This is a genomic window from Eggerthella sp. (assembly GCF_048329335.1).
GTDB lineage: Bacteria > Actinomycetota > Coriobacteriia > Coriobacteriales > Eggerthellaceae > Eggerthella > Eggerthella lenta.
In genome coordinates this window covers 1-13,687 of the sequence record NZ_DBFEGU010000169.1, presented here as the reverse complement: position 1 = coordinate 13,687, position 13,687 = coordinate 1, and the positions used below count along the sequence as shown (strand labels likewise).

General features: G+C 65.9%; 10 protein-coding genes. 7 read left to right on the top strand and 3 right to left on the bottom strand.

Going from position 1 to position 13,687, the window contains the following annotated elements:
• Positions 1-139 precede the first annotated feature (139 nt).
• Complete coding sequence (locus tag ACMO6A_RS05530) at positions 140-1,081, top strand: hypothetical protein (protein WP_271804271.1); 942 nt, start codon at positions 140-142, stop codon at positions 1,079-1,081.
• Between the two features lie 86 nt (positions 1,082-1,167).
• Here ACMO6A_RS05530 and ACMO6A_RS05525 read toward each other — a convergent pair whose 3' ends face one another.
• Entirely contained in the window at positions 1,168-3,102 is a 1,935-nt protein-coding gene (locus tag ACMO6A_RS05525; protein ID WP_233671077.1) for a UvrD-helicase domain-containing protein, read from the bottom strand.
• A gap of 18 nt (positions 3,103-3,120) precedes the next feature.
• On the bottom strand, positions 3,121-3,939 hold the full coding sequence (locus ACMO6A_RS05520) for a hypothetical protein (protein ID WP_233671076.1): 819 nt from the start codon (positions 3,937-3,939) through the stop codon (positions 3,121-3,123).
• Between the two features lie 269 nt (positions 3,940-4,208).
• On the opposite strand from ACMO6A_RS05520, the gene ACMO6A_RS05515 reads away from it, so the two are divergent.
• From ACMO6A_RS05515 to ACMO6A_RS05490, 6 genes are all read left to right on the top strand, one after another.
• Positions 4,209-7,790 carry a molybdopterin dinucleotide binding domain-containing protein gene (locus ACMO6A_RS05515; protein ID WP_273695209.1) on the top strand — a complete coding sequence of 1,194 codons (3,582 nt, stop codon included), beginning with the start codon at positions 4,209-4,211 and terminating at the stop codon, positions 7,788-7,790.
• An 18-nt stretch (positions 7,791-7,808) separates the two neighbouring features.
• Positions 7,809-8,468: a 4Fe-4S dicluster domain-containing protein gene (locus ACMO6A_RS05510; protein ID WP_114550063.1), complete on the top strand. Its 660-nt coding sequence runs from the start codon at positions 7,809-7,811 to the stop codon at positions 8,466-8,468.
• Positions 8,469-8,471: 3 nt separating this feature from the next.
• Entirely contained in the window at positions 8,472-9,371 is a 900-nt protein-coding gene (locus ACMO6A_RS05505) for a dimethyl sulfoxide reductase anchor subunit family protein (RefSeq protein ID WP_114550062.1), read from the top strand.
• A gap of 345 nt (positions 9,372-9,716) precedes the next feature.
• A complete protein-coding gene (locus ACMO6A_RS05500; RefSeq protein WP_114550061.1) occupies positions 9,717-10,382 on the top strand; it encodes a 4Fe-4S dicluster domain-containing protein in 666 nt (221 codons plus the stop codon).
• A gap of 9 nt (positions 10,383-10,391) precedes the next feature.
• Positions 10,392-11,408, top strand: coding sequence for a 4Fe-4S binding protein (locus tag ACMO6A_RS05495; protein WP_114550060.1), 1,017 nt, complete (start codon positions 10,392-10,394; stop codon positions 11,406-11,408).
• Positions 11,409-11,452: 44 nt separating this feature from the next.
• On the top strand, positions 11,453-12,589 hold the full coding sequence (locus ACMO6A_RS05490) for a 4Fe-4S binding protein (protein WP_229077451.1): 1,137 nt from the start codon (positions 11,453-11,455) through the stop codon (positions 12,587-12,589).
• A gap of 421 nt (positions 12,590-13,010) precedes the next feature.
• Here ACMO6A_RS05490 and ACMO6A_RS05485 read toward each other — a convergent pair.
• A partial coding sequence (locus ACMO6A_RS05485; RefSeq protein ID WP_418470878.1) for a L,D-transpeptidase family protein occupies positions 13,011-13,687 on the bottom strand: 677 nt, incomplete at its 5' end.

Here is a 13,687-nt window from a genome sequence, read left to right as displayed (position 1 = left end):
AGGCTAAACCCCCGGTCGCGAACGACGTCCTTTGCCACGAAGTCGAAAAACTTGCACGGAAGGCTCTTTTTCCTGTTTCGGGACACAGGGATCAAAAAGATAGCTAGCCATTCCGATGCTTGCTCGGTATGCTGCAACCATGAGCGTATTCATCGGATATCGATCTGCCTACGAGTACTGGCGCGTGAGCGATGCGCTGCCGGTTCTCACGCCCTCGCGCGCCCATCCGATCTGCGGCGTTCGTATGGGGGATACGGATGGAGAGCTGGATGCGTTTGGGACGCCTCTGCACGTTGTGGTCGCTCAGGCAAACGATCGCGTGCGGACGGGCAACCCCGTGTGCCACGTGTGGAGTGCCGGTTTTCCGGCTGGATCTTTCGTCCGGCTGCGCGACGGGCTGTACATCAGCTCGCCCGAGCGGTCCTTCGTGGAGATGGCGACGGAGCTGTCGCTGGTCGAGCTTGTTCGGTACGGCTGCCTCTTGTGCTCGCGATATGCGTACGATGGCGACAAGCGAGGGTTTCGGAAACGCACGCCTTTGACCGACGTTCGCTCGCTCAGGCGCTTCGTCGAGAAGTCGCGCGGCTGCATCGGGTCGAACAAAGCGTTGCGAGCGCTGCGCTTCGTCGCGGACTCGTCGGCATCTCCTATGGAGACGACCCTGGTCATGGCCTTGTGCTTGTCGCGGATGATCGGCGGATACGGCTTGGACCTTCCCGAGCTCAACGCGTGCATCGAGGTGCGGACGAAGGGGTTGGTTCAGCGCGAACGCTTCGAATGCGACCTGTATTGGCGAAAGAGGCACGTTGCCGTCGAGTACGACAGCGGCGAGCATCACAGCGGCAACGCGGCCGAGACGCGGGATTCGGCTCGTCGCAGCGCGCTGATTTCCCAGGGAGTAGCGGTGGTCTCGATTACGCCCGACCAATTCTTCGACGCGCGGAAGTTCGACGAAGCGGCGCGTGCGGTGGCGAAGTTGACGGGAAAGCGCCTTCCGCCGAACGACGCGAGCTGGATGATGAAGCGCTACCGGCTGCGGAAAGAGCTGCTGCAAGATATGCGGCAGGGAAAGCCTGTGTAGCCACGCGTCGGAAGATTCTTCTTGGCCGGCCGAACGCCGGTTCGAAGGCGGCTTCGCGCCGCCGCTGGGCGGCGGCGCGTTGGCGGCTAGTTCAACCCGTGCTGGGCGAGGAGGGCTTGGCCGCCGGTGGTGACAGGGGCGGCGTTTCCCGCTTCGGCCAAAAACGCGGTGGGACGCATCGAGGCCACGCGGCCGTCGCCCTCGGCCTTCACGCGCACCACCTGCATCTTGGTACGCTCGGCAAGCTCGAGCGGCGCTTTGCTGAAATAGGAGACGACCAGGAGTTTGCTGGCCTTCGACACGCTGTTGTAGAACGATCGGCGCTCTTCGTTCATGATGCGCTCGCGGTCTTCCTCGGTGCTGATCACCTCGAACGCATCGCGCCGCGGCATGAAGCCGTCCACGGCGGCGATGGCGAAGATGTTGTCGTATTCGACGCCGCACAGGGCGCCGTATGAGGCCACGTGCAGCACGTGCGGATCGTCGGGCAGCGCGGGATCGGTGACGTTGGCGCGCTGCAGGGCGAACATCGCTGCCGCATCCTCGTCGCCCACGAGGGCGCGCGCCGTCTCCTCGAACTCGGGCAGGCCGTCGGCTCCGATGGCGTGCAGCAGGCCGAAGCCCTTGCGCCCGGCGTTCGCGGCGATAAGCTCCTGGCCCGCGCGCCAGCGCTCGACCAGGGCGTGCGTGCGCAGGAACGGTTCGTCTTCCAGCTGGTCGGCCAGAGCGAGCGCGTCGTAGAGCGTGAGCCCGCGCTCTTCAGCGAAAGCCTGCAAGCCGCCCCATGCATCGCTGTTCGTGAGGTAGTTGTCGAAGCCGCACCAGCTGCGCCAAGCCGTCATGTCGCGCGGATCGGCCAGCAGGTTGAGCTTCGTGTACGCCGCGAGCGCGCGGGCGCGGGCGCTGTCGCGCGGGTCGCCGCCCAAACGGGAGAACGCTCCGGCCAGCGTCACGGCGAAACCGCGCTGCTTGAGCACCTGCTGCGCCATGAGCGCCCAGCGCTTGCTGGGCACGAGCACGCACGTGCGGTTCTCGTGCAGGTCCTCTTCGCCGTCGAGCAGAACGCGCAGGTATTTCGTGATGCCATCCAGCTCGTCTTCTGGCGTCGACCACTTGACGGCCATGATGCCGTCCGACGTCTGCGCGTCACTTGCGTTGTTCGCCTTGAACGCGGGATCCATGTCGCCCTGGTCGCACAAGCCGTCCGCGAACCCGGCGATGGCGGGGTTGCCGTGCGCTCCGGACAGCGTGAACACGGCCACATCGCGGCGGCGCGCGTCGAACTGCACGAAGCCTTCGGCGCAGGGGAACGACGTGCGTGCGGCCTGCTGCTGGTTGGGGTTGCCGCACACGATGAGCTGGCGGTCGGCCAGCAGGCACAGGCACGTCTGCTCGGCGCGGCTCATGTTCTGGAAGTCGTCGCACAGCACGTAGGCGTAGCTGCCGCGCACGGCCTCGCCCGCGTCGCTGCGCAGGTACGCGGCGCACAGGCTGGGCGCTTCCTGCGCCAGCATGGCGCCGCGCCAGGCCAGCACGCGCTCGAGGTGGGACAGCACGGCTTCCTCTTCGCCGCCCACGAGCCAGGAGTCGCGCGGCTCGAGGTCGCTCATCTGGCGATAGAAGAAATCGAGCATTTTGCGCAAACGGCGGATGGGCTGGCCGAGCGTCTTCATATCCTCCAGGAAGAAGTTGTACTCCGCATCGTTCAGCAGGCGCGGCACGCGGCCGGTGGCGGCGCGTGCGGCGGGCGCGTCCAGCACGGCGACGCACGTTTCGAGCGCGGTGCGCACATGCACGTCGCCGGCGGCGTGTTGGAGGTCGGGGCCGAGCGCGCGGCGAAGCCGACGGCGGAACGCCTGAGCCGCTGCGGCGCTCGACGTTTCCACGAGGATGGTTTCCGGGGCGGCGCCGCCGCGCACGAGGCAGGCGCAACGCCGAACGAGCGCTTCGGTCTTGCCGCTTCGCGCGGGTCCTTGCACCTTGGCGATGCGCCCGTCGAAGGAGGCGATGGCTTCGATCATGGTAAGGCTCCTTTTCGGTTACGCGAGGGTTCCGGCGTGCGAGTCGAACGTGCGCGTGCTGCCGTCGGCGTATTCGATCAGCCACAAGCGGTAGTCGACCTCGAAGTCGGGCTCGTCCAGGGCGAACGGCTCAAGAACTGGCTCGGCCTCTTCTTCGGAGGCGGTGTCGTCGGCCAAACGCGGCAGCTCCAGAAACGCCTCCTCTGCCGCGGCTTCGGCCGCCGCGGCCGCCGCCCTGGCCTCCTCTTCGGCCGCAGCCAGCTCCGCCGCCTTCTGCGCGTCGCGCTCGGCCTTCGCCGCCAGTCCGGCGGCCTTCTGCTCCTCGTATGAAGCGGGCGTGGGCAGGTAGGCGCGCACGACGTCCTCGCCCAGCGCGCCTTCGTTGTACGCTGCGCGCAGCTGCGTTAGAAGCTCGCTGGTCTCGGGTCGGATGCCGCTGACGTTGTCGCAATGCAGCAGCGCATGCAGCTGGCCGTTCTGCAGCTCCACGTCGATCCAGTCGAACACCAGCTGGGGGTTGCCCACTTCGCGCTGGCGGCGGTTGTAGATCAGCATGTTGTTACTCACCTTGTACAGCTCGTTGTAGAACCAGCGCTCCATAACGTCGTTCCACAGCTCGTCGGCGCCCTCGTCCTCGGCGCGCAGGTAGCGGCGCGTGCCCAGCTTCACGAGGAAGCGCATGATGTTCTGCGGCTCGCCGTCGCAGGCGGGATGGGTGCGCACCAGCGTCGACCCTACGTACGAGTAGCAGCGGTCGATTTCCAGGCGCACGTCCTCGCTGTCGAGGCGCTCGTCGAGGTCGAGGATCAGCGTCAATGACGGACGCGGTTGTGCCATGGCAGTCTCCTTCGTTCACAGGTTTCTTCCCGTTGCCGCACGCCCGGATGACGGGCGCGAACGGCAACCTCTTCGCTGCCATCAAGTATAGGTTGGGCGCGAAAAGCAAAATAATCCTTTGGGGATGATATCGGCGCGTTTCATCCATCCACCCCTTATGATTTGGGCTTTTGCTCCGTTCCTAGAATGGGGAAACCGGTTCCGGCGTATGGTCGCGCCGGGTTCCGGCAGAGACGAACGAAGCGAGAAAAGGAAGAGAGGAGGGGCACATGGCGAACCTATCACTGAGTCGTCGAAGCTTCTTGAAGGCCTCTGCCATGGCTGCCGCGGCAACCACGGTGGGCTTCGCGGCAACGCCTTCGACGGCGTTGGCCGAAGGTGAAGACGCCTCAGCGGGCGAGATCAAGCGCATCCGCTCCTGCTGCCGCGCGTGCGGCAAGGTGGAGTGCGGCGTGTGGGTGACCGTTCAGGACAACAAGGTCATCAAGGTCGAGGGCGACGAGTCCAACGCTCACAGCCGCGGTCACTGCTGCGCGAAGTCGCAGTCGTCCATGCTGGCTCTGTACCATCCCGATCGTCTGCGCTACTGCATGAAGCGCACGAACCCCAAAGGCGAGGACGACCCCGGTTGGGTGCGCATCACGCTTGCCGAGGCGTTCGACGAGGCGGGTGCCAAGTTCAAGGAGATCGTGGAGAAGTACGGCGGGGAAGCCAACTTCGCCATGGGCGGAACCTCGCGCGTGTGGGCGCAGCCGCCGTACGGCACGCTGAAGTCCATCTTCCCCACGCCGAACGCGCACCTGGCCTACGAGATCTGCAAGGGCCCGCGCCACTTCGGCGGCATCTTGACCGACGAGATCGGCTCGCCGTGGATGGAGGTGGAGCAGGGGCCGCTGGTGTACGTGCAGTGGGGCACCGCGTCGGAGTACTCGAACTACGACTCCACGAACCGCACGGTGGTGGACTGCTCGCAGCGCGCCTACAAGCACATCCTGGTGGATCCCCGTATGACGCCGCTGGGCAAGGAAGCCGACGTGTGGCTGCCGCTGCGCGTGGGCACCGACCTGTGCCTGTCGCTGGGTTGGCTCAAGTGGATCCTCGACAACGAGGCGTACGACGACGCGTTCGTGCGCCGTTGGACGAACGCCCCGTTCTTGTGGAACCCCGAGAAGGACGGCCGCACGGCGAAGGGCTGGTTCATGGAAATGAACGGCGGCATCGACATGGAGAGCCGCATCCTGACCGAGGCCGACTGCGACCCCGAGTGGATCGGCCAGTACTGGGACTACGAGGGCCGCTACCAGCGCTTCATCTGCTGGGACGAGAACAACAACAAGCCTACGTACTGGGATGCCGAGGCCTGCCAGTGGGAGGGCGAGAAGCATAAGATCCCGACGACGGGCACCTGGATCGAGCATCCGTACAAGCCCATCATCGCGGACGCCTGGCTGCCCGATCCCTCCAAGTTCGCCGATCCGGCCGACGCGCAGTACGACGCGTACTGGGACGAGGGCAACGAGGGCGGCAAGCGCTCGAACCCGGCCGGGCTGCCCAAGAACCCGGCGCTGTTCCCCGGCGGCGTGGAGGTGAAGCTGAAGGACGGCTCCACCATCAGCGCCGACACGGTGTGGGAGGCGTTCTCCGACAGCCTGGAGCAGTACACGCTGGAGTACGTGTCTGAGGTCACCGAGGTGCCGGTCGACAAGATCGAGGAGGGCGTGCGCATCTACACGACGCGCCTGAACCCGCTGCACGGCAACGGCGGCATCCACTACCAGCTGGCTCCCGACCAGACGGGCCACGCGGTGCAGAACACCCGCGCGCTGCAGCTGATCGCCTGCATCACCGGCAACTCCGACGAGCCCGCCGGCAACCGCGGTTCGTCGAAGGCCCAGGTGGACGGCTGCTGCGGCCGCGCCAACATGCTGGTCACCGACCACGAGCCGAAGGACTGGGGCCTGGACGTGGGCACCATGGAGCTGGGCAACACCCCGCGCGACCTGTCCGTGGAAGACCAGATCCCGCTGATCCAGAACTTCGTGCAGTACCTCATCGACGAGAAATCGCCCTTGGCCGAGCGCTACGGCAACAAGGTTCCCACCGCTGAAGAGGCGCGCTGGATCGCCGAGCGCAAGGGCGGCGCCTACAAGCCCAGCCGCTCGTGGCCGGCGCTCAAGACGTCGTTCGACAGCAACGAGAAGCAGATTTCCGCCGAGCGCTTCCCGCTGCTGCGCTACTGGAACCGCTGGGCCGATTCCGCTGCCATCTGGGACTCCATCAACGGCATCGACACGCCGTACCAGATCCACGGCGGCGTGTGCATGTCGGGCGACTTCATGAACGAGTCCAACCTGCTGGAGGCTTGGGAGGCGCTCACCCGCCTGGACTTCTGGCTGGACTTCAACCTGTGGTCCTGCCCGAACAACGGCTGCGCCGACATCGTGATCCCCGTGCTGCACTGGCTCGAGGTGAACACGGGCCGCGTGTCGCAGGGCGCGGGCGGCATCTTCGGCGCCGGGCAGCGCTGCGTGGAGCCGATGGGCGATTGCATCTACGACCCGGTTGCCGTCATCTGCCTGTACAAGGCCATGGGCGTGGTGTGGAACAACCGCGACCCCGAATACGACGAATGGAACAACCTGGACTACCGCGACTTCGTGCAGATGGGCGGCAACGTCGGCTACGAGGAGCAGGAGTACCGCGTGCTCAAGGACGCCACCGACTGGTGGAAGACCGAGGAGTTCCCCGACGGCCCCGACTTCCCGCAGTACGCGGCGAAGTTCCAGGAAGAAGGCTGGTTCGACTGCCGCAAGTGGCACCCCGAGCGTTGGGGCACGTACCGCCGTTGGGAGATGGGCTACCGTCGCCAGCAGGGCGGCTACAACCTGTACGCGGCCATCGACGAGAAGTGCGGCTTCATGACCCCCACCGCCAAGGTGGAGGTGTGGTCCACCATCGCCGAAACGTACATCCCCGACGGCGCGGCTACCTTCGCCAGCACGAACACGGTGGATCCGAACATCCCCGACATCGACAAGTTCCCGCACTGGGTGGAGCCGAAGAACTCGCGCGTGTCGAATCCCGAGTACTTCGACGCCTCGCTGGTCGACCAGATCAAGACGTCGGACGCCTACATCAACGACAACTATCAGGGCGATCATCTGGTGGAGGAGTACAAGGAGGCGCTGACGGCGCATCCGGACAGCGCGTTCATCATGACGACGGGCTCCCGCCAGCCGGTGTACTTCCACTCCGAGCATCGCCAGCTGCCGTGGTGCCGCGAGCTGTGGCCCAGCCCTCGTTTGGAGATGAACCCCAACGACGCGGCGCGTCTGGGGCTGGAGCAGGGGCAATGGATTTGGATCCGCAGCCCGTGGGGCGCCATCCGCGAGGTCGTGGACTTGTACTACGGCATCAAGGAGGGCACGGTCAACGCGAACCACGCCTGGTGGTACCCCGAGATCGACACCGCTTCGCACGGCTTCGAGCTGGTGAACATCAACTGCACGATGGACAAGTACGCGCAGTGCTGGATTTGCGGCGCGTCCCAGCTGCGCGGCGTGCCGGTGCTCGTGTACCCTGCGACGCCCGAGAACTCGCCGCATGGCAACCCGGTTCCGTGCGATCCGCAAGGCAATCCGGTCATCACGAACGCAAACGATCCGCGCCTCAAGGAATGGCTGTCGAACGATCCGCGCCTGGAGGATTCCAAGGTGGAGCTCACGTTCGCGAACATGGCCGCGGTCGGCTGCCAGCCGAGCGTGCAAAGCCCCGACCTGATGAGCGGCGGAAAGCTGGCCGTCGGCAGCGTGGGCGGCGATGCGCTGGGCGCCTATTCGAAATCGATGTAAAGGAAGGAGGTTCACCACATGGCAAACTACGCGATCGTTACCGACTTGAACCGTTGCACCGGCTGCCTTGCGTGCACGGTTGCGTGCAAGGCCATCAACGGCGTCGACGTGGGGTCGTTCTGGATCAAGACGCTGCGCGTCGGACCGCATCCCATCGAGGGCGGCTCGGGCACGTTCCCGGACGTCGAGATGTACTTCCTTCCCGTCCAGTGCCAGCACTGCGAGAACCCCGAATGCGTGAAGGTGTGCCCCACGGAAGCGTCCCATGTCCGCGAGGACGGCACGGTGCAGATCGACAAGTCGAAGTGCATCGGTTGCCAGTTCTGCGCGATGGCGTGCCCGTACGGCGTGCGCTACCTCAACCAGGAAGAGCGCGTCGTGGAGAAATGCACGCTGTGCGAGCAGCGCATCTCGCAGGGCGAGCTTCCCCAGTGCGTGGCCCAGTGCGGTGCCCGCGCCCGCTTCTTCGGCGACCTCGATCAGGGCGTCGACAACTTCGAGGCGCCGGCTCATCCCGACAGCCCCGGCTGCCAGTACGAGGAGATGACCCAGACGCGCGTGAAGCTGAAGGACTACGTCGAGCCGTACACCGAAAACGATATCCACCATCTTGCGGATGCGGGCAACGAGCCGAAGCTCATGTACCTCATGCGCGAGGGCCGAAAGTGGAGGGAGTAGACTATGCATCCTGAATGGCCCCTTATTCTCTTCACCTTCTTCCTGTGCGTCGCAGGCGGCGCGCTGGGAGCGCAAGGCCTGCTGAACGTCATGGGCAAGGGCAAGAAGATGCAGCTGGCATCGTTGGCCACGGCGCTGGCGGCGCTGGCGGTAGGCGGGCTGTCGGTGTTCATGCACCTGCAGCATTGGGAGCGCATCTTCAACGGCTTCGGCCACATCACCTCGGGCATCACGCTGGAGTTCATCGGCTGCATCGTGTTCGCGGCGGTGCTGGTGCTGTACTTCCTGATGATGCGCCGCGCCGAAGACGGCATGGCGCCGAAATGGTGCGGCGTGCTGGCCATCGTCGTGGGCCTGGCGCTGCCGGTGATCACGGGCATGAGCTACCTCATGGCGTCGCTGCCGTCGTGGAACACCCCGCTGCTGCCGGTGTACTACCTGGCGAACACCGTGTTCATGGGCGGCTTGACGGCGCTGGTCATCGCCGGTTTGACGAACGATGACAGCGCGAAGGACCTGGGCGTGAAGGTGGCCTTGGCCGGCGGCGCGCTACAGCTGATCGCCGTGTTCACCTACGCGTTCATCATCAACGGCTCGGCCGGGCTGTACTCGGCCGACATCCAGTACTACTTCGATCCGACGCTGCCCGACGTGGCCATGGTGGACCGCGCGTCCATCGTGGGCGGCATCTTCGCCGGCGCCAATGCCATGATGTTCTGGCTGGGCACGGTGGCCGTCGGCCTGGTTGCTCCGCTGGTGCTGACGTGGCTTGCGAAGAAGGTGGAAACCGGCAAGAAGCTGGCCGCGTACGCGGGCGTCGCTCTGGCGTGCGTTGCCGTGGGCGGATTGTGCTGGCGCGTGATCCTGTACGTGGTGGCTATCAGCATCTTCGCTTTGTACTAGGAGACGGAAGGGCGCGCTCGGGCCGAGGTTCTGGTCGATCTTGGTCCGAGCGTCCAAGTCGGTTGCGCCGCTCAGCGCGGCCGGCGCTCTTGAACAGGTGTGATGGACGGGGCTTCTCGAATGGCACAGCTCCGCTTCTCGCAAGGCAGGGAAGCCTCGTCATCGGCGTTCCGTCGTTCTGACGAACGACGGAAGGGCCGACGCTGCGGTCTGCTGTGGCACCCCATCTCGACGCTTTCGCACGTGCCCTCTCGTGCGACGCGCGCTCGGCCGTGCGACGCGCCGATATGTGGCACCACAGCAAACCTCGCTGACTGATAAGGACCAGTGGGCAAAGGAGGAGACATGAGCGAAGAGGACGAGATTTCGTCGAAGAGGGCGAAGGGGCCGTTGGACGTGTCGCGGCGCGCGCTGCTCATCGGCGCGGGAAGCACGGCGGCGCTGCTGGGATTGGGGGCGCTGCGCTATGCGGGGCACAACCCGTTGGTGCGCCCGCCGGGAGGGCAGGACGAGGCGCGCCTCGTGTCGGCGTGCATCCGATGCGAGAAGTGCTACGAGGCGTGCCCGCGCGGCGTCATCGTGCCTGCGCATATCGAGGACGGGCTGCTGGGCATGCGCTCGCCTGCGCTGAAGTTCGACGCCGATTTCTGCGACTATTGCGCCGATGAGAACGGCGGGGAGCCGTTGTGCGTGAAGGTGTGCCCCACCGAGGCGCTGGCGCTGCCCGCAGGCGCTACGGCGGAGAACACGCTTTTGGGTCTGGCCGTGATCGACGAGGCGCAGTGCCTTGCATTCCGCGACACGGGGTGCCGTTACTGCTACGACGCGTGCCCCTACGAGGCCATCGAGCTGACGGGCGAGGGCGCCAACCCGCACGTGTCCGTGCTGGCCGACAAGTGCAACGGGTGCGGCGCATGCGAGAGCGTGTGCGTATCGCTGAAGGCGGGATCCATCGTGTCGGGCGCGCAGGAGCGCGCCATCGTCGTCAAGCCGATCGATTCGGCGGAATAGGAGGCGGCTATGAACTCGAACAAGCTGCGCACCATCGTGGCGGCCGCGGTCTTCGTCGTGCTGTCCGCCGGGCTGATCGCGGGCGTGAGTATGGGTACGCTTTCGGGCTTCGGCTGGGAGACCTTCTCGGCGTTGTGCCCGTTGGGGGCGCTGGCCACCATGATCGCCACCAAGACCGTGGTGCCGCGCGCGGTGGTGTCCATCGTCATCATGGCGGTGCTCGTGCTGGCGGTGGGCCGCGCGTTCTGCGGCTGGATCTGTCCTGTGCCGCTGCTCGACCGCGTGCGCGGGTTCTTCCGCTCGCCCAAGAAGCGCACGGCGCTTGAGCAGGCGAAGCGCTCGGAGATGCTGGGCATCGCGAAGAGCGAGCTGGGCGAGACGGTGGCATCCTCTGAGCGAGCGAAGCGAGTCGAAGGATCTCCGACAGCGGCCGACGGCGCGTGCTCTCACGATTGCGGGAGCTGCTCGTCGTGCAAAGGGGTGCGTGCGAAGCTGGATTCGCGCCACTACGTGTTAGGCGGCGCGCTGCTGTCCACGGCCGTCTTCGGCTTTCCCGTGTTCTGCCTGGTGTGTCCCATCGGGCTGACGTTCGCCACCGTGCTGGTGGTGTGGCGTTTGTTCGCGGCGGGCGATATGACGTGGTCGGTGGTGCTCATCCCGCTGTTGCTGGTGGTGGAGCTGGTGTTCTTGCGCAAGTGGTGCACGCGGTTCTGCCCGATGGCGGGGCTGATGAACCTCGTGTCGCGCTTCAGCAAGACGTGGCGGCCGGTCATCGACGAGTCGAAGTGCCTGGAGACGGTGAACGGCGCAGCGTGCAGCAAGTGCGCCATCGCGTGCGAGGCCGACATCAACTTGCGGCATCCCGATTTCGGCGAGCGCACTCTGGCCGACTGCACGCGATGCCGGGCCTGTGTGGACGCGTGTCCGGCGAAGGCGGTCAGCATGCCGTTTTTGGTGAAGAAGGGTGCGGGCCCTCAGGCAAGCACAGTCGTGCTGGCCGACATCGACGAGAAGACGGCCGAGTGATGGACGGGCGCGCGAGTGAGCGATCGCGGTCGAACCGGAGCATCATGGGCGTGCTGGACGGGGTGTCCAGCGAGGCCATCGTGGTGCACCAGGAGCGGTGCGCGAAGGTGCGCAACCGCAACGTCGCGTGCTTGAAGTGCGCCGACGCATGCACGTCGGGCTGTATCGCGCTGGTGGAAGGCGAGCTGCGGGTGGATGCGGCGAAGTGCGTCGGATGCGGCACGTGCGCGACCGTGTGCCCCACGAGCGCGCTGGAAGCGCGCAACCCCAGCGACGCACAGCTTGCTCAAGCGTGCCTGAGCGCGCGGGTTGGCGACGAAGTGGTGGTGGCGTGCGAGCAGCTGCGGCGTGCGGCGGGCGGGTTGCTCGACGAAGGCCATGTGGCGAACGTGGTGTGCTTGGGACGTGTGGACGAGTCGCTGACCAGCGGGCTTGCGGTTGAAGGCGTACGCCGGATCCGGCTTGCATGCGGCGACTGCTCGCGTTGCGAGCAGGAGCACGGCGTTGCCACGGCGCGCCTGGTGGCCGCAACGTCCAACGCCTTGTTCGAAGCCTGGGGAAGCGATGCTCGGGTGCAGGTGGTCGAAGGCGTGCCTGCCGGCGCCTGCGCCGAGTGCGTTGACGCCGATGAGGCGGCGGCTGCCGTGGCGGCGTACTTCGCCGAGCGCCGCGGCAACGAGCGCATGGCGGTTTCGCCGGCTGTTCCTGGGGCTGCGGCCCCCGTTGCGCTTCCGCGTGTTATGAAGGACGGCACGTTGCCTCATTTCGTTCCCGATCGGCGCGAGGCGCTGTTGGACAATCTGGCGCAGCTGGGTCAGCCCGTACTGCCCAGCGTTGCGACGCGCCTGTGGGGCTGCGTGGTGATCGACGGTCGTGCGTGCTCGTCGTGCCGCATGTGCGCGGCGTTCTGCCCGACGGGCGCCATCCGCAAATTCGACAACGACGACGGAACGCTGGGCGTCTACCACTATCCCGGCGAATGCGTGAAGTGCGGCAGCTGCCGCGACGTATGCCCCGAGAACGCCATCGAGCTGCTCGACGAGGTTCGCCCTGCGTACTTGCTTGAAGGCGCGGTGCATCGCTACGCTATGGCGCCGCGGCCGGTCGAGTTGGGCACCGCCCAGCAGATGGTGGACACCATGCGCCTTCGCATGCGGGGATCAGACATTTTCGAGAGGTAAGCGCTTCCTCTCCCTCTTCGCTCGGGAGCGCTGTGCCCAAGCCCCGCCTACCGGAACCCCCTCCTCCGGTTGGCGGGGCTGTTTCGTTGCGGAGCGATCGGGCTGATGGGGTTGCGTGGCGGCGATCCGGGCATCGAGCGACGGTGAACGCGGGCTGAGCGGCGGGCGGCAATCCGCCATCGAGCATCCGCGTTGGAGCCGGCCGGTCGGTTTCCGAGCCGGTTCTGCAAGTTTTTCGACTTTGTGGCAAGCTTCCTCGAAAGACCGAAGCCCTCATCAGGCATTTTGCTTTTGCGGAAAGACGGGATGACGAAGCACCTCGAAGCGTTGATGAGAAACCCCTGGTCGTTCATCGTCAAGCGTGCCACAAAGTCGAAAAACTTGCAGAACCGGCTTCGTTTTCGACATTCCGCGTTCGCCCTTACCAGTGGCAGACCACGACGTCGCCGGACTGGATGATGCCGAAGAGGTCGGCGGCCGATCCGACGGGGAGGTTCACGCAGCCGTGGCTGCCGCGGCCCTGCTGGTACAATGTGCCGCCGAACGCGGCTTGCCAGTCGGCGTCGTGCAGGCCGATGACGTTGCCGACGAACGGCATCCAGTAGCGCACAGCGGATTCGTACTTCGAGCCGTCGAGGTTCGTGCCTTTCAGCACCGACGGGCTTGCTTTCTGGTTGAGCCAGAACACGCCCGTGGGGGTGTTGTGCGCGCCGTTCGGCGTGCCGCTGACGCAGGGGGCTTCCCAGATCAGCGTGCCGGTTTCATCGTAGAAGCGCACGTGCTGCTCGGAGAGGTCGATGTCGCAGTAGCGCGCCGACCAGTCCTGCGCGCCTGCGCCGTTGTACGCGGTGCCGGTGGTTTTGCAGGGGATGTCCACTGCGCCGACGGTTCCGTTCGCCACGCCTTCCTTCACGAGTTCGAGCAGCGCTTCGCCGTCGGTCAGCCAGCCGTACGGGCCGCCCGCCACCGTGATCACCTTGCCGTCGGGGCGCGTGTAGGTGCGCTCGGTTCCCACGGTGTCGCATGCGGTTTCGAGCTGTTTCGTCCAGGCGACGAGCGCCTCCTCGTCGAGGGAGGGCGTAAGGCTCTCGTCGAAGC